Source organism: Streptomyces sp. NPDC055013 (genome assembly GCF_053608645.1).
On sequence record NZ_JBSGVW010000016.1, the window covers coordinates 157,400 to 178,694 of the forward strand.

Below are 21,295 nucleotides of genomic sequence, written 5' to 3' on the forward strand. Positions count from 1 at the left end.
TGTTCGGGTCAATCGTCGACGCGGTCTCCGACAGGCCGTGATGCTGCGGCCAGCAGCCGCAGAGAACACTCAGATCCCGCTCGACACGTTCTACCCCAAGACGCCGTACTTGCCGAACGGCGCTGCGGCCGGGAGCCACAGAGACAAAGGCGCACGGCCGTCAAGTGCTGGTCGCAGAGCCGGCCTGAACGGACGACGGTCGCGAGCCAACCTCCCGCAGTCCACCGGACAAGGGCTGGAACATCAGAGCCCCCTCCTCCAGCGGTTCAAATGCCACGGTGAGCAACTGCTGAAGAGCCTCTTCCGGCATACCGTCGGTGTCTCGAGCCCCTCGTAGGGGGCCTCGAGGTGCAGTTATCGTTGCTCGTCGGGTCGGGCCACGCTCATTCCGTGGGCTACGCCGGCCGCTATAGCACTCGCTTTCTGTATTCCCACGGTCCTGGTGGGAGGCGATGTTCCAGTAAGAACACCGGTTCCGAGCTGTCCAAAATGGTTTGCGCCCCATCCCCAGACGCGCCCGTCAGATTTCAGCGCTAGGCCAAAGTGGAAACCGATTGCGACGTCGATCACTCCGTCGAGACCAGCTACCCGGACAGCGGTGGGAAAGACGTCAAACACTGAGGCGCTGGGATTCACAACTTTAGTCACGTTACCTCCCCAAGCCCACACCCGGCCTTGCTTGTCTGCCGCGCAGCTAAATACATGCCCTCCGCCGGCGGCGACGATGTCACGGCCCGAAAATGCGCCTACCGGCTTTGGCTTGATCGGCGTCGCGGCATAATGGACGTCAGAAATTCCATCCCCCAAGCAGCCCTCGTAGCCGAGGCCCCACATCCACAACTGGCCCCTATCTGATGCAATTGCCATGCTGTGATCATGGGCAGCCGAGATGGCTACTGCATGAACGTCTAGATGAGTTCTAACTGGCGAGACCAAATCTGTTTGCAAGCCGCCGCCGGGGAGCTCTCCAATGCCGAGCTGTCCGTACCAATTTGCGCCCCACCCCCAGACGCTCCCGTCCTCTTTCAACGCCAGGCTATGGGCGTATCCGGCGGCTATAGCGGTGACTTGAGACAATCCGTGCACCTGCACGGGCTGGCGCCTGTCTGTCTGGGAGCCGTCGCCCAGCTGACCGTACCCGTTGCGGCCCCAGGCCCACACCGTCCCGTCGCCCTTGAGCGCGAGACTATGCTTCCCTCCTGCGGCGACATCAGTCATGTGGGTAAGTCCTGGGACCTGTACAGGTGCTGAGCGGTGAATCGAGGTCCCGTCACCTACTTGTCCTTCGTCATTGGCCCCCCACGCCCACACGGTGCCGTCATCCTTGACGGCCAAGGTGTGATACCAACCCGCCAGATCTACGATGCCTTCGTGATTCTCGGGATGCACCGGGACGTCGCGTTCGAGTTTCGCTCCATCACCAATCTGCCCATAGCCACCTGCCCCCCAAAGCCACGGGTCGCCACCCATAGGCCGTGGCTCTTGGCAGAAACCAAAGGTCTGTACGAAGATGAACCCACCATCCGGCGGCACAGGGTTGCCTTTTTCGTCCAGTATCGGACGCTTATTCTTGTCGAGCACAATCGGGTTTACTACCGGAATCCCCCTGATGACCGCAATTCCGGTTTCGTTATATATGGGATTCAGCATCGTCTTTCGATGGAAATCGCTTTTCATCCAAAATTCCATGACCGCGCGCTCAGCCGTAATTTCGGTCACGCCGGTACCCAGATAGAAGCCGTTGTAGCAGTTCTCATTCCTGGGCGGATCATCTGGACAATAGCCCGACGCCTTAATTCGGTCTTGTTCCGATCCGCGCTCAGGGTTTTGATGGACGATGGAGCCACCATCCTGCGGCCACCATTTCAGTCTTGCGGAGTCCCGGGCGTGCCTGAGCGCCTCCGCGCTTAGGGTCCTGTTGAGCGTGAGCGGGTCAGCGCGGACAATTGCGCGCTGTTCATTAACCAGGCACAGAACCGCTTCGATCGACTGCCACGCCGAAAGCTCCGCGACGGGTGTAGTAGCGTTCGGGCAAGCCATGAGTCCTCCTAACAAGACACAAGACACATATTTAGCGTCTCGCGTTCGGACTTTCGTTGCGCCTTGAGTTACGCCATTTGGGTGAACTTCGCCGGGGTAGATAGTCCTTGGCCGCTTGATCGCGGTGAGTGAATCTTCGGGACAGAATGGGTTGGTCGAGAGCACGTTTGATCGCAGCAAGGAGAGCCACAGAATCCGGCCGTCCGGCGTTCCTTCGGGCATGACATCCCGGTGCACGCTGGCGTGCTCGGCGATCCGCTCGGGCGCCAAGTCGTAAGGCGACTGCGCGACGTGCTCGGCCAGATACGCCGTCAGCTTCTCCGCGTCCGCGACGCAGCCCACGTCCACCACCCCGGCTGGGCGTCGCACGAAACGTCGCCCGGCAGCTGACGCGGCCCGACGCCAGAGCGCGGAATCGGGGGCCGCGGACTGCACCGACAGACGTGGGGCGTCCGGACCAGTGCACGCGTCACCGTTTCAACGCCAACCTCGTCGTTATCCAGGGGTCGAAGGGCTTCTGTGCAGCTCAAGGCATGATCGACGGTGCAGGCAAATAGGGCACGTGGACAGTTCGGCCGAACCGTCCACACGGCTTCGCTTGCCGGGGCAGGGCTGTCAGCGTTTGACGCGGTTGCGGATGGCAAGGACGGCCAGACCCAACAGAACGGGTTCGGTCAGGCGGGAGGTCATCTCTATGTAGGCGCCGGCGGTGGTCAGGTCCTGTCCGGAGGAGCGGAACACCACCGAGTTCAGCGTGACGTTCAGGGCTTTCTCGAAGCGCTCGCCGGTGAACCGGTTGCCGGTTGGGTTCTGCGGATCGTCCTTGTCGATCTCGAAGGTGACCTTGCCCCCGCCGGCCGGGACGGTGCCCGTCGCGGTCTGCTTTGGGGTGTCCTGGGCGAGGCCGAAGGCCATCAGCAGGACGATGGTGAGGAGCATGGCCGTCCCGAGCCAGGCCAGGGCCCGGGAGGCTCGCAGGCCGTAGCCGGACAGCGCCCAGTAGGCGGTCAGCAGCCCCCGTTCACTGCGGGGGATGTCGTCGGCGTGGCGGCGCATCTCCATCTCCCCGTAGTAGAAGTCCGCTGCCCCCGGCTCGTGCTTTCCGTCCTCGAAGGCCTTGCGCAGAGCCCGGTACACCGGCGCCAGCTGCAGAGGCCCCGTCCTCCCGGCGCCCAGGACCGCCACGTTCCAGCCCTGCACCGCCCCCGGCCTGCTGGCGCGCCAGTGGTGCTCCTCGGCCAGGACGCGCCGTGCGGTGAACCGCATGGGCGGCCAGCGCTGCCAGCGCACGGCGGGCGGCGCCGTGTCGAAGGTGCAGGCGCCCTCCAGACGGAGTTGGTCCAGGTGCACTGTGCCGGCGAACAGGCATCCCGACAGGTCGAGATCGGAGAGGACAAGGTGGGCGGCGTCCACCCCACGCAGTGACGCCACCCGCACCCCGGGGCTGGGCGCGTTCGGAAAAAGATCTTCGGTGAGCTGTCGGCCGTCGGTGAGCACGAACGGATTCGGCTCGGCGGCGATCGTGAGGGGGTACTCGAACACCGCATGTGCGAAGTCCACCGTGGCATAGCGCAGACGGATCTCCGCTGTCGATGACCAGCGAGTGCGACGGCACTCCAGACGGCGCGCAGCGAACGAGAGGGTCACCGGGCTGCCGAACACCGCACCGGACAGCCCAACCCGCCCAGCACACGACAAAGGACCGAACTGGACAGCGTCCACGAAAGTCGCGGACTCGAACCGAGCGTCTCCCTCGAAGGTCGCCGAATCGAACCGGGCGTCGCCCTTCAAGGTCGCGGACTCGAACCAGGCGCCGCCCTCGAAGGTCGCGGCCCCGAACCAGGCGTCGCCCTCGAAGGTTGCCGAATCGAACCGGGCGTCGCCCTTCAAGGTCGCGGACTCGAACCAGGCGCCGCCCTTGAAGGTCGCGGCCCCGAACCAGGCCTCGCCCTTGATGGTCGCCGACCCGAACATGGCGTCGATCTCGAAGGTCGCGGCCCCGAACCAGGCGCCGCCCTCGAAGGTTGCGGCCCCGAACCAGGCGTCGCCCTCGAACGTCGCCGACCCGAACCAGGCGCCGCCCTCGAACGTCGCCGAATCGAACCAGGCGTCGCCCTCGAAGGTCGCCGACCCGAACTGGGCGCCGCCCTCGAAGGTCGCCGACCTGAACCTGGCGTCGCCCTCGAAGGTCGCCGAATCGAACGCGGCGTCGCCCTTGAAGGTCGCGAACTCGAACCCGGCGTCGCCCTTGAAGGTCGCGAACTCGAACCCGGCGTCGCCCTCGAAGGCCGCCGACTCGAACGCGGCGTCGCCCTCGAAGGCCGCCGACTCGAACGCGCCGGTACCTAAACGGGCGTTACCGGTTGAGGGGTCACGGAGGGCGTCGAGTATGGCAATGAGGAGGGCATCGGTGAACGTGGTGCCCCGGTGGTCAATGCTGGCGCAGGGAGCCAGGCCAGCCAGGTAGGTGTCCCGATCGGCGTCGGCCAGATGGGCGAGGCACGCGGTGTGGCCGGGGACATGGACGCCGCGGCAGCCGACGGGATCGGTGGCCGGGTCCGCGCCGTGTGCGCAGTGCGGCCAGGACGGCGCTGCCGGGTGGGGTGTGCTCATGGTGCGGCGGCTCCACGGTGTCGAGTGCCCGTATGGACGCCCTGGGGACGGGAACGGTTCAGGCTCGACGATGACGGGCAACGTCGGAGCTCAGTTGCCATGTTCGAACATGCCGTACGTGCCTGAACAACCCGTAGATATCTGTCAGGCACGGTGCACTGAGGCGGACATGCTTCACATGCCTTCTCCGAACTACCGGGGGCGTCCCGTGATCAGGTGACGGGACGATCAGTCCCGAGGGGAAGGGCCGGTATGGGCCGGAGAACGGCGGTGAACGGCGGTGAACGGCAAGGGTGTTAGCGTCCTGCCCGTGTTAGAACACCAGGATGAGACCAGGGCGGCCTACAACGGGGTCGTCGAGCTCTATGCGTCAATGTTCACTAGTCGGTTGGAGACGCGGCCGTTCGCGCGGAACATGATCGGCACCTTCGCCGAGCTCGTGCGTGATACGGGGAACTTGCGGGTAGCCGACGTCGGGTGCGGACCCGGTCATCTGACGGCCATGCTCCACGACTTGGGGCTAGACGCCTTCGGGATCGACCTCTCCCCGGCCATGGTCGACCACGCTCGGCGGGCCCAGCCGATGCTGCGGTTCGACGAAGCGCGAATGGAGGCCCTGCCGGTCGAGGACGGCGCGCTCGGTGGAGTGCTGGCCCACTACTCGATGATCCATACCCCACCTGATGAACTGCCCGCGCTACTCGCTGAGCAGGTGCGTGTTCTGGCACCAGGGGGTCTGCTCCTGGTGTCCTTCTTCGGGACCGAGGGGCCGGATCCGGTCCGCTTCGATCACAAGGTGGCGCCCGCCTATAGCTGGCCAGCGGAGCAGTTTGCCGAGTCGCTGGCCGAGGCCGGGCTCGTCACGGTGGCTCGGTTGCTCCACGACCCAGCGTCCGAGCGCGGCTTCCTCGACACACACTTCTTGGCCCGCCGCCCGTAGAACGTGGCCCGTGGCCTGGGGTGGGGTAGGTCATCTGTGTGGATGAAGCTCGTCTGAAGCGCCGCGTTCTGGCCGATCGGTTTGGGTTGTTATCCATCTGTGTCGCAGTCAGTCCGCCTTATCCCGGTTCTCGGCTTCCCGAACTACGAGTTCACTGATCGTCGGCATGCCGACGAATACCGGCGAGCTCTTCCGCCTCTCGGTGGCGTCAATCTGGCTGATCTTGTCGTGGGTTGCGGTGAGGCTGACGGTCAGTTGCTCGACGTCGCCCAGCCATCCTTCTCGTTCGGCTTCGGCGATCCTGGCGTGGAGGTTCTCGCGGATCTCTTCCAGGCGGGGCCGTTCGTCCGGCCCCACGATCAGTACCGGACATCGGACACAGGCGTGCTCGTGGACGCAGCTGCTTCCGTATGCTCGGCCGCACTGCCCCAGGGCCAGCTTGCGCCGCTCGAAGTGCCCGAGGAACTCCTGCCACTCCTCGTCGGTCACCGCCCGGTATTCCCCGGCGGGTCGTAGACCGCGGCGCCGGGCGATGAAGGCTCGGTGAGCCTCGATGGCATCTTCCGGGTAGATCGCGGCATACCCCATCGTGGTTCCAATGTGGCCGTGACCAGCAATAACCTGGGCGATGTGCGGCGGCAAGCCGTTGAGGATGGCGTCGGTGATGAAGATCCTGCGGAAGTCGTGCGGCTGGAAGGTCAACGGCTGTCCGTGGGCGTCGGTGATGCCGGTATCCGCCAGCAGCGTGTTGAGTGACTGGCGGATCGTGGTGATGGAGATCGTCCTGTTCTCCCCGCCTACGGGCCACTGGTAGAGCAGCGGCATGGTTGGGTTCCAGACTTTCTCGTGCAGGTCATAGGACGGGATGCTTGGCACCCTGCCGTCATGCCCGCGAACACGGCTGATCACGGCGCTGAGAACGTCGGCGAGCTCCGGGCTGACCAGCAGGAGGCGCTCTTGGTCCGTCTTGGACGGCGCGATCTGCAGGAGCGGGATCACCTCTCCGGTGGTCGGCAGCTTGTAGCAGCGATCCGGTGTTGCGCTCCAGGTGGAAGTCGTAGAAGGTCCGCAGCACCGTCTCGCAATGCGCCCGGGTAGTGGGCGCGTACTTCTTGCCGACGGTGGGCTTGCCCGTCACTGGGTTCGGAGATCCCGGCGCCGGACTGTCACGCCGGGCCGGAGGTATCTCAGCAGGGTCCTTGCCGCGGTGACGCCAGTGGACACGTACCGGCTTGTCCGCCAGCTTCATCCACAGCATGAAGTCCCGGGCATCCTCTCGAACCGCGCGGTCCCACTCGATGCCGAAAGCCCACAGGTAGCGCCACCAGCGCAGCAGATCCATCTCGTACGAGCGTGGCGTCAACGGCGAACTGTCCGCTGCCATCAGGTCTCTGAGGTACGTGGCGACAGGCTCGATCGGCCGTCCGAACGAGTCCAGCACCTGATACGGCTCCCAGGGGTCTCCCGTCTCCAGTAATTGGCCTGACTCAGGCAGCACAAAGTTCTTCAAATCCCTGCCGGGACGCTGTTCACCGGACATGCCAGGAAGCTAGCAGAAACCCCATCTGAGCTGCGAGAACGCGTGAGTTAGTTCGGTCAACGTGCCTGTCGCCCGCTAGACACCCCAGATAACCGCCGCGGCGGCCATACCTCCGGCGCCGTGGTCGAGCCAGCCTGAGTGCTGAATGCCGGATCCAACCACAGCGCCGGGTCGGCTGTTTCCAAGGGCAGCGGCTCCTAGGGCCGCCGCATTTCGTGACCGTCGATGATGGAGCACTTGGCCAGCGGGCCGGTGTCACCATCCATGATCTGCCGCAGGTGGGGGTCACTGTGGTGCAGGAACCACATCGACATGCCCAGTGCGGGATCCAGGCGCAGGTGCTCCCCGGCCCGCCACAGCGCATTGACTCGGGTGAGGACCTCCGGGTGTGCCCACCATCGGGGGCACCACGTGAGGGTCTGTCCGTCGATCTTGCGGCGGATCACCGGAGCGAACCACTCCGTCATGTATTCGTTCACCGTCTGGTACACCAGCGGCGGCGGCTGATCCTTCTCTTTCTTCTTCTTGTTCTTCTTCGGGGCTTTCTCCGCCTGGCTGCCGGGGCCGCCAGTTGCTGTGGGTTCCTGGGGCGTCAGGGGATCGTCGGCCCACTCGTCGGTGATGCCGGGCATCAGGGGGACCCTCCCGGGTCGTGCGCCGCTAGAGCAGGCGGCTGACATCCTCCGCCAGCGCTTCGCCGGGCACGATGTTGAATAGGCTCAGAGTTCGCGGCGGGGGCCGTTCCACGTGTCTCAGCCCGCGTCGTCCTCACGGGTCAGCCCTGGGGAGTAAGCGGGGAGTGGATCAAGGAAGCCTTTCGGTTCGCCACCCACCGGAACCAACTCGTACCAACGCCCTGACCTGCACAGGAGTCAAGCGCTCCTGGCGAGCGACCTTTCCGCACATTATTCGGGACGAAGAGGTCGTGGGTTCAAATCCCGCCACCCCGACAGTGAAGTACCAGATCAGGGGCCTGATCCGCATCGCGGGTCGGGCCCCTGAGTCGTTCGGGCGATGCTCGGGGAGTAGTTCTTCGACGACCCCCCGAGCTGGATACAGGAGTGAAGGACGTCGGCCCCGACCCGCCCACGGGACGGAGCCGAGGCCCCTCCGACCTCTGTTACGCACGCCTGAGTCAAACTGGATCTTCTTCGCGACGCCGCCTTCTCCTGGCAGGGCGCTCCGCCTGCCCTGCACCCCCCTTGGCTCTGTCTATCGGCGATAGCCCTTGCTGAACCAGCAGAGCGCACGCGCGATCCCACGCAGGTGATTTCGCCCGCCGTCGAGCGCAGGGCAGAGGCCTGCCAAGTGGCTGCGCTCGGGCACGACGCGCTCTGGCGCCCCCAGAGTCGGCGTACAGGGCGGCACAAAGGGGCGCGCAGGGCAGCGAGCGCCCCACTCCCGCTACCGCACTCCAACTGGACTTCACCTATTTCGCAATGACCGACCTTGCTGCAACGCCGTTTGCGACACACTCACTTTCGCGCTACGGACCCAGGGCCGCCTCCTATTGATCATTGATTTGCGCCCAGGGCACAGATCTCGCAGAAGGTGTAATGTTCAAAAAACTTCTCGCTATCTTGCAAGCCATAGCACTTGCATTCCTACCGATCATCTCGCCCGGCTTGACGTTTTTCTGCGGAACTCAGGTGCCAGCTGCCAAGGGCGCAATAAAGGTGGGATACATCACATTTGGCGCCTTGTTCGCTATCGCAACTCCTTGGATTGCACGCATTAGCAGGAAGCGTGAACGCCGTAACGCCGTCATCAAGAACGAAGCGGTTATCTCTGCGGTGGCGGACGAAATGGGATCCCTGGTCACGCGCCCTGAAGAGAGGACCGGCAGGCTCGCGCGAATCCAAGATCGGCTAACCACCTGCGCAGCTCAGCACGCCGGCTCGAAGGCGCGGGCGGCCTTCTTCTCCGTGGAGGCACGGAGGCGTCTTCGCCTGGCGACTTACCACAACCGCGACACTCCACCACGGCAACTCGAAAAGAAGCAGGAGGAGGATCTTGTAAATGCAATGAACGGCAAGGAGATCGTCTACGTAAAAGACACCATGAACACCGATGGAAACCTAAGTTTCAACCTCGGCGACTCATATCGTTCGGCCATCATCGCCCCCGTTTACGCAGGTAACGAACCGCAGGGCGTCTTGGTAATTGACGCTCCCGAAGCCAAACGGCTGACGAAAAAACACGTGCGGGAGTCATACGTGCGAGCACTGACACATCTACTGGGCACCGCCCACGCGATGGGTAACGGCGTGCGTGTCAACGGGGCAGGCGTGCCACGCCAACCGGACGGGAGGCAGGGCGGTAAGGCTACCCCAAGTCAGGGTAAGGACAGTTGAGATGAACGAAACGGCCCATGGGCAGCCGAACCGCCCTAGCGTGCTGTGGAGTTGGCGCATTTGTCTGGGGGGACATGATGCCTGAACGCGAAGTCGAGATCATCGAGTCGGGACGCGCCTGGATGGCCGGCCGTGTGCCCAACGATGTGTACTTCTCCAAGGTGGTTCAGTCCGCCGCCGTCAGCCCAGGTGAGGAAGTACTGAGCCGGGTCCTCACCGTGATCGCGAAGATCATCAGGTGGAAGAGGTACACGGCGTGATCTCTCCTAGCGGCTGAGGGCCACACGGTGTGCCGCGAGTCGTCCTTGTACATGGGCATGCAACACGACGTTCCTGGCGATGGCCCCAACGTCGTGCCACGACCGCGGATCCGTCCTGCATCACGCGCCGGACGTGTTGGGCACAGGGCACCCTCGGGTGGTGCCGAACGAGGTCGGCACCGAGTGCACCCACATACGTGGTCTGGGAATCCCAAGGACAACCGGGCGCCGTCCGTCCTGCCCGTGGCTGCCCCCGGGCTCTCTTCAGCTGGAGCTTCCCTGAAGGGTCCCGGAGCGGACTCAGCCAAACAGCCGCGTCGTCCGGCACCGGTCCCTCCCCTCGTGGGGACCGGTGCCGAACGGCGAGGAGGTGTCGACCCTTGGAGACGCGCCGTGTTGGCGGGTCAGTGCGGGTCGAGCTGGATTGGGGTGGCGTCGAGGGCTCGTAGTTCCTGCGAAAGCGGATCGTGTCGAAGGTGTCCGAGAACATGCGGCGCCATGAGTGGTCTCTCCGGGCTCTTGGCTGGTGGCCTGCCTGGGCGTCGCGCGATGGATGCGCAAGTGCGTCGTGATCCTGCCAGTCGAGGGTGCCGGAGAGGAGCTTCCGGTCTCCGGGCGCCGACTTAGCCGCAGGTCAGCCATATAAAGTGAGTTTTCCGGTCCGGAAGACCAGGTGGGCCGAGCAGCGGCGGAGTAAGGGAGTGGAGGGCTTGAGTTCCGACTCGGCGGCGCGCACAGCCTTTGCGGAACGGCTCGCGCTGCTCTACAAGGAGGCCGGCAATCCGCCGCTCAAGAGTGTGGCCGACGCGGTCGTAAGGCTGCAGCGGGTCGATGAGCGGGGGCGTCCCGTACGGGTGTCCGCTCAGCGGATCAGTGACTGGCGTCGGGCCAAGAACGTGCCTGCCCAATTCGCCGCGCTGTCAGCCGTACTGCATGTCCTGGTTCCGCAGGCGCGCCGCGCGCGGCCGGCGCCCGTGTCCGGCGGGCTGTACGACCTGGGTCAGTGGCAGCGGCTGTGGGAACGGGCGACCTCCGGGGAAGAGGAGGATGCCCAGGCTCCGGTCGAGGCGCCCGCGGTGGCCGGTGGGGTGTGTCCCTATCGGGGGCTGGCCTCGTACCGGCAGCAGGACACCCGCTGGTTCTTCGGGCGGGAGCGGAGTACCGACGCGCTGGTCGCCCAGCTCCGTGCCGTGGAGAAGACCGGCGGTCTCGTCATGCTCGTCGGTGCCTCGGGGGCCGGCAAGTCCTCCCTGCTGAACGCCGGTCTGGTGACTGCCCTGCGCAACGGCGCGCTGGGCGGGGCGGGTGGCAGCGGTCCGGCGGGCGCGGTGGTGCAGCTTGTGCCGGGCGCCGATCCGCTGGCCGAGCTGACCCGTCGTATACCGGAACTTGCCGATGTCGTCCGGTCGGCGGAGGTGGAGGGCTCGGGCCATCGGACGGAGGACGGGGACGAGAACGGCGCCGACGAGCTCCGTGCCGACTTCGGGCGCCGCACACGCGCCGCCGTCCTCGCCTGGGCCCGGCGCGAGGCCGCGGACGCCGGCGCCCACGCCGACCAGGACCGCTCTTCCGGCACCACCGCCGCCAGTTCTCTCAGCCCCACCGACCCCGCCACCCAACCCGTCCTCATCGTCGACCAGTTCGAAGAGACCTTCACCCTCTGCCCCGACGAAGCGGACCGCCGCACCTTCGTCCAACTCCTCCACGCCGCCTGCACCCCCGCCGAGCCCGGCGACCCCCCGCCCGTCCTCGTCGTCCTCGGTATCCGTGCCGACTTCTACGAGCGGTGCCTCGGGCACCCGGAGCTGGCCGACGCGTTGCAGCACCGGCACATGGTGCTCGGGCCGCTCACGGCCTCGGAGTTGCGGGAGGCGGTGACCGGGCCGGCCAAGGCTGTGGGGCTGGAGCTGGAGCCGGGCCTTGCGGAGCTGATCGTGCGGGAGGTGAGTGCGGACGGACCGCGGGGGACGCATGACGCGGGGGCGTTGCCGCTGCTGTCGCACGCGCTGCTCGCCACCTGGCAGCGGCGCAAGGCCGGGCGGCTGACGCTGGCCGGGTATCGGGCGGCCGGCGGGATTCAGGGGGCCGTGGCGGCCACCGCCGAGCGCGCCTGGTCCGGCCTCGATCCGGCGGCGCGTACCGCCGCGCGGCTGCTGCTGCTCAGGCTGGTCCGGCTCGGCGAGGACACGCAGACGACCCGGCGGCGGGGAACGCGGCGGCAGTTGGCGAAGGAGTCGACGGACCCGAACAAGACGGAGGAGTCGCTCGAGGCGCTGGTGCGGGCCCGGTTGGTCACGCTGGACGCGGAGACCGTGGAGATCACGCACGAGGCGCTGCTCCATGCCTGGCCGCGGCTGCGGGACTGGATCGACGAGGACCGGCAGGGCAATCTGCTGCGCCAGCGGCTGGAGGAGGACGGCCGGGCCTGGGAGGAGTCCGCGCGGGACTCGTCGCTGCTGTACCGGGGCTCCCGGCTGGAGCAGGCCCACAGTTGGGCACGGTCGGCCGGGGACACGTTCCTGACCCGGGGTGCGGTGGAGTTCCTCGCCGCCTCGGTGAGGCTGCGCAGGCGGACGGTCTGGATCATGCGGAGCTCGATCGCGGCGCTGGTCGCGCTGGTGATGGTGGCCGTCGGGGCGGCGGTGGTCGCCTGGCAGCAGCGGGACGACGCCGTGTACGCGCAGGTGCTGGCCGAGGCCGACCGCTTCCAGTACACCGACCCGTCGCTGTCCGCTCAACTCGACCTGGTGGCCCACCGGCTGCGCCCGGACGACGAGGACACCAGGAGCCGGCTGATATCGATCGTGAACGCCCCGCTGGCCACGCCCCTGCGCGGCCACTCCGGCGCCGTCTACCTGACCACCTTCAGCCCGAACGGACGGCTCCTGGCCACCGCCAGCTACGACCGGACCGTACGGCTGTGGGACGTCTCCGACCAGAAGCGGCCCAAGCCCCTGGGCGAACCCCTGGCCGCGCACACCAGTTGGGTGAGCAGCGCCGTCTTCAGCCCGGACGGCAACACCCTCGCCAGTGCCTCGGACGACGGCACGGTCCGGCTGTGGGACGTACGGCAGCCGAGCCGGCCGCGGCCGCTCGGGGCGCCCCTGACCGGGCACGACGCCACGATCTACCTGGTCGCCTTCAGCCCGGACGGCCGTACCCTCGCCTCCGTCGGCGAGGACCGGACCGTACGGCTGTGGGACGTCACCGATCCGGAGCGGGCCGAGCCGCTGGGCGAGCCGCTGACCGGGGCCGGCGCCGCCGTGCGGTCGGTGGCGTTCAGCCCGGACGGCAAGACGCTGGCGGCCGGGGGCGACGACGACACCATCCGGCTGTGGGACGTGGCCGAACCGGACCGGCCGAAGGTGCTCGCCACACTGACCGGACACACCGACCTGGTGCACTCCGTCGCCTTCAGCCCGGACGGCCGCACCCTCGCCAGCGGCAGCGCGGACGACACGATCCGGCTGTGGGACGTCGCCGACCCCCGCCGTGGCCGGCAGCTCGGCGCACCGCTCACCGGGCACACCGGCCCCATCTGGTCGGTGGCCTTCAACCCCGAGGGCGACATGCTCGCCGCCGCCAGCGCGGACAGCACCGCGAGCCTGTGGAACGTCAGCGACCGGGCGTACCCCTCGCAGGTGGGCGAGCCGCTCGCGGGCGCCAGCGGGGAGATGTACGCGCTCGGGTTCAGCCCCGACGGCCGTACGCTCGCCACCGGCAGCGGCGACAGCAAGGTTCGGCTGTGGTCCATCCCGACGGCGGACATGATGGGCCGCAGCGGGGCGTTCCGCCCGGACGGGAAGGTCCTCGCCACGGCCGCGCGCGACGGGCGGATCCGGCTGTGGAACGTGTCTGCTCCCGGCCGGCCCGTGTCCCTGAGCACACCGTTCATGCCCGCGGACGGCTACCAGCGTTCGATGGTGTTCTCGCCCGACGGCCGCACCCTCGCCGTACGGACCGGGCACCGGGCGCTGTACCTGTGGAACGTCACCGACCCGGCCCGGCCGGTCCTGACCGGGCCGCCCCTCACCCTGCACACCCGTTTCGCGGGCCCGCGAAGCCTGGCCTACAGCCCCGACGGGCGCATCCTGGCCACCGCCTACGACGACCGCACCATCCGGCTGTGGAACGTCAGCGACCCCGCCCGTGTCGCGCCGCTCGGCGCACCGATCAAGGGGCACGCCGGCTACGTCAACTCCCTGGCCTTCAGCCCGGACGGCCGTACGCTCGCCAGCGGCAGCGCGGACACCACGATCCGGCTGTGGAACGTGACCGCCCCGCGCCGCCCCACCCTGCGCGGCGCACCGCTCACCGGTCACAGCGGGCCCGTCAACGCGCTCGCCTACAGTCCGGACGGCCAAACGCTCGCCAGTGGCAGCGACGACGACACCGTGCGGCTGTGGGATGTCACCGACCCGAGCCGGGCGACCCCGCACGGGGACCCCCTGACGGGCCACACCGAAGCGGTCGTCTCCCTGACGTTCAGCAAGGGCGGGCGCTACATGGCCAGCGGCGGCAATGACAACTCGGTCCGGCTGTGGAACGTCGCGAGCCCGTCCGACGCCTCGGCCATCGGCCAGGCGATGAGCCCGAACGCCACGACAGGCAACTTCCTGTCGTTCAGCCCCACCGGCCACATGCTCGGCGTCTCCAGCGGCACCGATACCGTCCGGCTGTGGAACCTGGACGTCGACCAGGCGATCAGCCGCGTCTGCGCGACCACGCAGGGCGTGCTGACGCGGGAGAAATGGCACGAGTACCTGCCTCGGCTGTCGTACGAGCCACCGTGCGCGAACTAGGTTCGCCCGTGCGGACGTACGCCCCGCGCCCCCCTGCTCCGCCCCGCTCCGTGCGCTCCGTGACGGGCCGGGAACGCAAGTGGCATGAAGGGGGTGCCACGGACAGCGGTTTCCGTGATCCCGATCACAACGCGTCATCGCAGCGGATGAGGCGACTCCCACGAGGCAGGCAGCCTTGTTACTGTTGGCCCCAGCCCGATCGCTGGTGCATCCCCCGTCGCCAGCGGTCGGGCCTTCGCATGTCCGAAAGGTGGTGAGGGCCGCCGTGTCCCGGCGCGTCATCATCGTCACCGCTGTCCATGGCCCGTCGGCGGAGTTCCTGCCGCAGGCCCACCAGTCGCTGTGCGCACAGGAGTTGCCGCCGGGCTGGGAGTGGCGGTGGGTGATCCAGGAGGACGGCCGGACCGACGAGGTCCGCCCGTACGTCCCCGACGACCCGCGGGTGACCTTCCGTCAGGGCCGCCCCGGAGGCCCCGGCGTGGCCCGCACGGTCGCGCTCGCGCACACCGAGGGCGAGTACGCCAAGATCCTGGACGCCGACGACCAGCTCACACCGGGGACGCTCGCCCGCGATTTGGCCGTCCTCGAGGCGGACCCTGCCGTCGGCTGGACGACCTCCCGCGTCCTGGACCTCCTGCCGGACGGCTCGACGGCCGGTTTCCCCAGCGACCCGGACGACGGGCCGATCGAGCAGGGGGCCGTACTCGACTTCTGGCGGGCGAACGGCTTCCGCTCCCCGGTCCACCCCGCGACCCTGTGCGTACGCCGGGACCTCCTGCTGGCCCTCGGCGGCTGGATGGCCCTCCCGGCGTCCGAGGACACGGGCCTGCTGCTCGCGCTCAACTCCGTCAGCCGGGGCTGGTTCTCGGCCGAGGCGGGGCTGCTCTACCGGAAGTGGGACGGCCAGATGACCGGTCAGCCGGCCCACGTCGACCCGGCGGAGCGGCAGGCCCGGATGGCGGTGGTGGAGGCCAGGGCACGGGCGTTGGGCTCGTTCGGGTGGCGGTACCCGACCGGTCCGTGAGCGCCGCTACCCGGTGAGGGAGATGGCCTGGGACGGGCACTTCTCGGCGGCCTCCCGCACCTGCGGGTCGTCGCCGCTGCCCTCCCGTCCCGGTCTCACCACGCCGTACTCGTCCACGAACTCGAAGACCGACGGAGCCCTGTGCACGCACTCGGCGGAGCCGTAACAGAGGTTGCTGTCGATCGAGACCTTCATCCGTGCTCCCGTCGCGGACCGTCGTCGCCTACACGACTGAACTGCCCAGCGACCACGCCCCTTTAATCACCCATCCAGCCCTGATCCAGCCCTGACCGTCCCCTGATCCATCACTGATCAGTCACTGATCAAAGGGGAGTTCGAGCATCCGGATCGCGTTTCCGCGCAGCAGCTTGTACGCCACCTCGTCGGAGAGCCCGCCGACATGCTCGGCCGCCACCCGCTTCGTCTCCGGCCAGGTCGAGTCGACGTGCGGGTAGTCCGTCTCGAAGGTCGCGTTGTCGACGCCGACCGTCTCGATCGCCTCGATGCCGTGCTTGTCACGGAAGAAGCAGCAGAAGATCTGGCGGTAGTAGTACGTCGACGGCGGCTCCGGGATCAGGTCCTTCACGCCGCCCCAGGCCCGGTGCTCCTCCCAGACGTCGTCCGCGCGTTCCAGGGCGTACGGGATCCAGCCCATCTGGCCCTCGCTGTACGCCAGTTTCAGCCGCGGGAACTTCACGAGGACCCCGGAGAAGAGGAAGTCCATCATCGACGCCATGGCGTTGTTGAAGCTCAGCGAGGCCTGGACGGCGGGCGGGGCGTCGGGGGAGGCGGCCGGCATCTGCGACGAGGACCCGATGTGCATGTTGACGACCGTGCCGGTCTCCTCGCAGGCCGCGAAGAACGGGTCCCAGTAGCCGGAGTGGATGGACGGCAGCCCGAGATACGTCGGGATCTCGCTGAACGTCACCGCGCGCACCCCACGGGCCGCGTTGCGATGGATCTCCGCGACCGCGAGGTCGATGTCCCACAGCGGGATCAGGCACAGCGGGATCAGCCGGCCGCCGCTGTCGCCGCACCACTCCTCGACCATCCAGTCGTTGTAGGCGCGCACGCAGGCCAGCCCGACCTCCTTGTCCTTGGCCTCGGCGAAGGTCTGGCCGCAGAAGCGCGGGAAGGTAGGGAAGCAGAGCGAGGCCTCGACATGGTTGATGTCCATGTCCGCCAGCCGGGCCTTGGGGTCCCAGCAGCCACGCCGCATCTGCTCACGGGTGATCCCGTCGAGCGTCATCTCGTCCCGGGAGAAGCCGACGGCCGCGATGATGCGCTTGTACGGGAACAGCCCGCCCTCGTACTCCCACCAGTCGGTGAGCTGGCCTTCCGGGTCGGTGGTGAACCGGTACTTCCCGCCGACGTATTCGAGTTCGCCGATTCCGGCGGTGAGGGGCTTCGGGCCCCGGTCCCGGTACTTGGCCGGGAGCCAGGTCTCGAAGAGGTGCGCGGGCTCGATCACATGATCGTCCACGCTGATGACTTTGGGCAGGTCTTTGGTGCCGCTCTCGGTACTGGCCACGCCTTGCCTCCCGAATCTGACGACCCATCAGATTCAGCGTAGGGGGCGTCCTGGGGACCGGCAAGAGAGTGCACTCGTCAGCTGTTCCAGCTCTCGTCGTACGGGTCCGTCGGCGCCGCCACCGGCTTCGCCGCCGTGACCTCGATGAACGGGATCGGGCCGCCGTTGACCGGGTCCTCGGCACGGCGCGGGACGTAGGTGCCGGTGACGCGGAGCCAGGTGTCCGGCTGGAGGACCGGTGGCACCTCGCCGGTCAGGGCGACCTTGACCGGCTGGGCGTCGGCGGCACAGCAGTTGAGGGCCATCCGCACGAGGTAGGGGGTGCCGTCGCGGTCCAGGGCCAGGAAGCCGGTGAGCTGGACCTGGCGGTGGCGCAGGGTGCGGCCGTGGTCGTAGACGGCGCGGCCCGCGTAGTCGACGAGGCTGAGCCTCAGGGGGTCCGCGGCGGGGAGTGCGGGGTAGGCCAGGGGCTCCTGGAGGGCCGTACCGGTGCGGGTCGCACTGTAGGAGCCGAGGGCGGGCGGGGCCACCAGGATCAGGGCGAGGAGGGGGAGGACGAGGAGCCAGGAGATGCGGGGCTCGCGGTGACCGTGGCCGTCGTGACTGTCATGGCCGTCATGGCTGTCGGGGTTCTCGGAGTTCTCATGGTTCTCGGGGTTCTCGGGGTTCTCGGGGTTCTCGGGGTTCTCGGGGTTCTCGGGGTTCTCGGGGTGCTCGGCGTTCTCGTTGCCGTCCCCGTGGTTGGCGGTGTGCTGCTTCTGCCGCCGTGCCCGCTTCCGCTCGTACCAGACCGTCGCCACCGCCGCCGCGACCAGTACCGCGCCGGCCACCAGCACCAGCGGGCGCAGGCCCTGCTTGACGTAGCGCAGATAGAGGTCGGTGGTTGCCGCGTGCAACAGGGACGCGCCGAGCAGGAACAGGACGGCCGACTGGGCCTGACGGTTCACAGGATCACCGTCCCCACCAGCACCGACACGACCACGGCCAGCACGAAGGTGGCCGGTGCGAAGCGCAGGGCGAAGGCGCGGCCGAAGGTGCCCGCCTGCATCGCGAACAGCTTCAGGTCGATCATCGGGCCCACGACGAGGAAGGTCAGCCGGGCCGTGAGCGAGAACTGCGACAGCGACGCCGCCACGAACGCGTCCGCCTCCGAGCAGATCGACAGCACCACGGCGAGGACCGCCAGGGCCAGGACCGACAGCACCGGGTTGTCGGCCGCCGTGCTCAGCCACGTCTCCGGGACCACCGCCTTGAGGGTCGCCGCCGCCATCGCGCCGACCACCAGGAAGCCGCCGGCGTGCATCACGTCGTGGCGGACGGAGCCCCAGAAGGCCTCGCCCTTGCTCTGGCCGTCGTAGGCCTGGCGGGACGGCGGTTTCAGCCAGTCCGTACGGCCGAGGCGCAACCACAGCCAGCCCATCGCGCAGGCCACCAGCAGGCTCGCGACCAGGCGGGCGAGGACCATCTCCGGGTTGCCGGGGAACGCGACCGCCGTCGCCGTCAGCACGATCGGGTTGATCGCGGGCGCGGACAGCAGGAACGCCAGCGCCGCGGCCGGGGTGACGCCGCGCCGGACCAGTGCCCCGGCCACCGGCACGGACGCGCACTCGCAGCCCGGCAGCACCGCGCCCGCCGCCGAGGCGACCGGGACGGCGAGGGCGGGGCGGCGGGGCAGGGCACGGGCGAAGAAGGACGGCGGCACGAACACCGCGATCGCCGCCGACAGCAGCACGCCGAGCACCAGGAAGGGCAGCGCCTGGACCATGACCGCGACGAACACCGTCGTCCAGCTCTGCATGACCGGTGCGGAGAGCGCGCGGCGGATCGGGCTCTGGAGGAGCACCAGCCCGAGCATGAGCATCGTGAGCAGGAGCGAGGAGTTGAGGTGCCGGCCCTCGTCCCCGGCCCGCGGCCTCGGTGTGCGGCGGCCGTCGCGGTCGTCGGTCCCGCCGTCCGTATGCTGCGGGGCCGCTTTGGTGATCGCCACGGGCGAGGTACCTCCGGTGGTGCGGTAGGGCGCTGACTTCCCTCCCCTCCAGTACGGCCGGACGCGAGCGGGCGTTCAGACGCCGAGTGGCCACTTCTGGAACCACCCGTCACATTGAGGCAGTCTTTTCCCTTGTGGCGAGCGTTCCGAATCAGGGCTTAGCGAGTGACACGGCCGCACACATGGTGGTGTGCGGCGACGACGGGCTCGCGCACCGGCTGGCCGCCGAGTTGCGTGGGGTGTACGGCGAGCAGGTGACCCTCCTCGTGCCCCCCTCCGAGCGCACGGTACGAACACCGGTCGTGGGCCGCGCCCGGGCCGCTTCGGCGGCGTTGCTCGGAGCGGTCACGGCGGCCGTCAACCGTGCGGGCGGCGGAGCCGGCGGCGGCAGCGAACCGGCCGGGAGCATCCGGGTGGTGGAGGCCCCCGAGGCCACGGAGGCCGCGCTCGCCGACGCGGGCGTGGAACGGGCCGACGCGCTCGCCCTCGTCTATGACGACGACGAGACCAACATCCGCGCCGCCCTCACCGCCCGCCGTCTCAACCCCCGCCTCCGGCTCGTCCTGCGGCTGTACAACCGCCGGCTGGGCCAGCACATCGAGGAACTCCTCGACCAGGCGGCCGCGTTGGCGACGGGTACCGGGGACGCCGGGCTCGACGCCTCCACGACCGTCCTGTCCGACGCCGATACCGCCGCCCCCGCGCTGACCGCCACGGCCGTCGCCGGCACCACCAAGGTCGTACAGACCGACGGCCTGCTCCTGCGCGCGGTGGAGCGCCCGCCCCTGCGCCCGGGGCAGGCGGCCCCGGCCGGGCTGGCCACGCTGGCCCTGCTGTCCACGACCAACAACGACCCGGCCGGCACGGACGGTTCGGAGAACGGCGACGAACAGGGGCCTCTGCTGCTGCCGGACGCGGCGGCCGTGCAGGGGGCCACGGGCCGCGGGACGGTCGTCCTCGAGCAGGTGTCGTACGCGGGTCCCTCCCTGCCCTCGGGGCGAGGCGTCGTGCCGTCGTTCGCCTCGCTGTTCTCGCGGCGGCTCCGGTGGTCGCTGGCCGGGCTGGTGGGCTGTGTGGCCGCACTGGCCGTCGCGCTGACGGTGGTGACCGGGGAACACCCGCTGTACGCCACGTACATGACCCTCCTCGACCTCTTCGCCATCAACGAACCCGCCCTCCACCAGTCCCTGGCCCGGCAGATCCTCCAACTGCTCTCCGGGCTGATGGGTCTGCTGCTGCTTCCGGTGCTGCTGGCGGCGGTACTGGAGGCCCTCGGCACCTTCCGCTCCGCGTCCGCCCTGCGCAAACCGCCGCGCGGCCTGGGCGGGCATGTGGTGCTGCTCGGCCTGGGCAAGATCGGCACCCGGGTGCTGACCCGGCTGCGGGAACTGCACATCCCCGTGGTGTGCGTGGAGGCCGACCCCGACGCGCGCGGGATGGCCACGGCGCGGCGGCTGCGGGTGCCCGTGGTGCTCGGGGACGTCACTCAGGAAGGTGTCCTGGAGGCCGCGAAGATCCATCGGGCCCATGCGCTGCTGGCGGTGACCAGCGCGGACACCACCAATCTGGAGGCCGCGCTGTACGCCCGCTCCGTGCGGCCGGACCTGCGGGTGGTCCTGCGTCTGTACGACGACGACTTCGCCACCGCCGTGTACCGGACCCTGCGGGCCGCGCACCCCCATGCGTCCACGCGCAGCCGCAGTGTGACGCATCTGGCCGCGCCCGCGTTCGCCGGGGCGATGATGGGGCGGCAGATTCTGGGGGCGATCCCTGTCGAGCGGCGGGTGCTGTTGTTCGCTGCGGTGGATGTGGGGGGTCATCCACAGCTTGAGGACAAGACCGTCGGTGAGGCCTTTCGGGCCGGTGCGTGGCGGGTGTTGGCGCTGGATCGGACGCCGCGGGACGAGCGGCGCGAGGAGCGTCGGGAGGAACCCGCGGTGGAGGAGGCCTACGAGGACGGTGGTGGGGTGGGTGGGGTGTCGGGGTGGGTGTGGGATCTGCCCGACGCGTATGTCCTGCAGAAGGACGACCGGGTGGTGCTGGCCGCTACTCGGCGGGGGCTGGCGGAGCTGTTGGGGAGGCGGTCGCGGGAGCGGGCGGGGGCGTAGGGGGTGTTTTTCGCCCCCGCCGCCCCTACCCTTCCCGTCCTTGAAGGGGCTCCGCCCCTTCCACCCCGGTCCCTGGGGGCTGCCGCCCCCAGACCC

General features: G+C 68.4%; 15 protein-coding genes. 6 read left to right on the plus strand and 9 right to left on the minus strand.

What is annotated here, in order from left to right:
- Positions 1 to 354 precede the first annotated feature (354 nt).
- Positions 355 to 2,382 (minus strand): RCC1 domain-containing protein, encoded by a 2,028-nt coding sequence (locus ACWGDB_RS21870; protein WP_453823915.1) that lies wholly within the window; start codon positions 2,380 to 2,382, stop codon positions 355 to 357.
- 273 nt (positions 2,383 to 2,655) lie between these two features.
- On the minus strand, positions 2,656 to 4,653 hold the full coding sequence (locus ACWGDB_RS21875; RefSeq protein ID WP_453823916.1) for a pentapeptide repeat-containing protein: 1,998 nt from the start codon (positions 4,651 to 4,653) through the stop codon (positions 2,656 to 2,658).
- 310 nt (positions 4,654 to 4,963) lie between these two features.
- Between ACWGDB_RS21875 and ACWGDB_RS21880 the strand changes: the two genes are divergently transcribed.
- Entirely contained in the window at positions 4,964 to 5,593 is a 630-nt protein-coding gene (locus ACWGDB_RS21880; RefSeq protein ID WP_062931541.1) for a class I SAM-dependent methyltransferase, read from the plus strand.
- A 108-nt stretch (positions 5,594 to 5,701) separates the two neighbouring features.
- Here the strand turns inward: ACWGDB_RS21880 and ACWGDB_RS21885 are convergent, their stop codons facing one another.
- The 3 genes from ACWGDB_RS21885 to ACWGDB_RS21895 form a co-directional block, all read right to left on the minus strand.
- On the minus strand, positions 5,702 to 6,592 hold the full coding sequence (locus ACWGDB_RS21885; protein WP_453823917.1) for a tyrosine-type recombinase/integrase: 891 nt from the start codon (positions 6,590 to 6,592) through the stop codon (positions 5,702 to 5,704).
- Positions 6,477 to 7,133, minus strand: coding sequence for a site-specific integrase (locus ACWGDB_RS21890; RefSeq protein ID WP_453823918.1), 657 nt, complete (start codon positions 7,131 to 7,133; stop codon positions 6,477 to 6,479). Before ACWGDB_RS21890 ends, ACWGDB_RS21885 begins: the two co-directional genes overlap by 116 nt.
- Before the next feature lie 197 nt (positions 7,134 to 7,330).
- A complete protein-coding gene (locus ACWGDB_RS21895; protein WP_453823919.1) occupies positions 7,331 to 7,765 on the minus strand; it encodes a DUF4913 domain-containing protein in 435 nt (144 codons plus the stop codon).
- Between the two features lie 924 nt (positions 7,766 to 8,689).
- Between ACWGDB_RS21895 and ACWGDB_RS21900 the strand changes: the two genes are divergently transcribed.
- The 4 genes from ACWGDB_RS21900 (at position 8,690) to ACWGDB_RS21915 (ending at position 15,573) form a co-directional block, all read left to right on the plus strand.
- The gene (locus ACWGDB_RS21900) at positions 8,690 to 9,487 is read left to right on the plus strand and encodes a GAF domain-containing protein (protein ID WP_453823920.1); all 798 of its coding nucleotides are present in this window, start codon (positions 8,690 to 8,692) and stop codon (positions 9,485 to 9,487) included.
- A 77-nt stretch (positions 9,488 to 9,564) separates the two neighbouring features.
- Positions 9,565 to 9,747 carry a hypothetical protein gene (locus ACWGDB_RS21905; RefSeq protein WP_453823921.1) on the plus strand — a complete coding sequence of 61 codons (183 nt, stop codon included), beginning with the start codon at positions 9,565 to 9,567 and terminating at the stop codon, positions 9,745 to 9,747.
- 701 nt (positions 9,748 to 10,448) lie between these two features.
- Positions 10,449 to 14,549, plus strand: coding sequence for an nSTAND1 domain-containing NTPase (locus ACWGDB_RS21910; protein ID WP_453823922.1), 4,101 nt, complete (start codon positions 10,449 to 10,451; stop codon positions 14,547 to 14,549).
- A 265-nt stretch (positions 14,550 to 14,814) separates the two neighbouring features.
- On the plus strand, positions 14,815 to 15,573 hold the full coding sequence (locus tag ACWGDB_RS21915; RefSeq protein WP_453823923.1) for a glycosyltransferase family 2 protein: 759 nt from the start codon (positions 14,815 to 14,817) through the stop codon (positions 15,571 to 15,573).
- Positions 15,574 to 15,579: 6 nt separating this feature from the next.
- On the opposite strand, the gene ACWGDB_RS21920 is transcribed toward ACWGDB_RS21915, so the two are convergent.
- From ACWGDB_RS21920 to ACWGDB_RS21935, 4 genes are all read right to left on the minus strand, one after another.
- Complete coding sequence (locus ACWGDB_RS21920; protein WP_383629621.1) at positions 15,580 to 15,768, minus strand: ferredoxin; 189 nt, start codon at positions 15,766 to 15,768, stop codon at positions 15,580 to 15,582.
- A 121-nt stretch (positions 15,769 to 15,889) separates the two neighbouring features.
- The gene (locus ACWGDB_RS21925) at positions 15,890 to 17,104 is read right to left on the minus strand and encodes an amidohydrolase family protein (RefSeq protein WP_453823924.1); all 1,215 of its coding nucleotides are present in this window, start codon (positions 17,102 to 17,104) and stop codon (positions 15,890 to 15,892) included.
- Between the two features lie 77 nt (positions 17,105 to 17,181).
- Positions 17,182 to 18,051, minus strand: coding sequence for a TIGR03943 family putative permease subunit (locus ACWGDB_RS21930; protein WP_453823925.1), 870 nt, complete (start codon positions 18,049 to 18,051; stop codon positions 17,182 to 17,184).
- Positions 18,048 to 19,091 (minus strand): permease, encoded by a 1,044-nt coding sequence (locus ACWGDB_RS21935; protein WP_453823926.1) that lies wholly within the window; start codon positions 19,089 to 19,091, stop codon positions 18,048 to 18,050. The genes ACWGDB_RS21930 and ACWGDB_RS21935 overlap by 4 nt, the downstream gene beginning before the upstream one ends.
- Before the next feature lie 182 nt (positions 19,092 to 19,273).
- Between ACWGDB_RS21935 and ACWGDB_RS21940 the strand changes: the two genes are divergently transcribed.
- On the plus strand, positions 19,274 to 21,199 hold the full coding sequence (locus ACWGDB_RS21940) for an NAD-binding protein (RefSeq protein WP_453823927.1): 1,926 nt from the start codon (positions 19,274 to 19,276) through the stop codon (positions 21,197 to 21,199).
- Positions 21,200 to 21,295 lie beyond the last annotated feature (96 nt).

Excerpts from the sequence above, each read along its gene's own strand:
- ACWGDB_RS21875 (WP_453823916.1), bottom strand. The coding sequence starts at position 4,653 with ATGAGCACACCCCACCCGGCAGCGCCGTCCTGGCCGCACTGCGCACAC.
- ACWGDB_RS21890 (WP_453823918.1), bottom strand. The coding sequence starts at position 7,133 with ATGTCCGGTGAACAGCGTCCCGGCAGGGATTTGAAGAACTTTGTGCTG.
- ACWGDB_RS21895 (WP_453823919.1), bottom strand. The coding sequence starts at position 7,765 with ATGCCCGGCATCACCGACGAGTGGGCCGACGATCCCCTGACGCCCCAG.
- ACWGDB_RS21900 (WP_453823920.1), top strand. The coding sequence starts at position 8,690 with ATGTTCAAAAAACTTCTCGCTATCTTGCAAGCCATAGCACTTGCATTC.
- ACWGDB_RS21905 (WP_453823921.1), top strand. The coding sequence starts at position 9,565 with ATGCCTGAACGCGAAGTCGAGATCATCGAGTCGGGACGCGCCTGGATG.
- ACWGDB_RS21920 (WP_383629621.1), bottom strand. The coding sequence starts at position 15,768 with ATGAAGGTCTCGATCGACAGCAACCTCTGTTACGGCTCCGCCGAGTGC.
- ACWGDB_RS21940 (WP_453823927.1), top strand. The coding sequence starts at position 19,274 with ATGGTGGTGTGCGGCGACGACGGGCTCGCGCACCGGCTGGCCGCCGAG.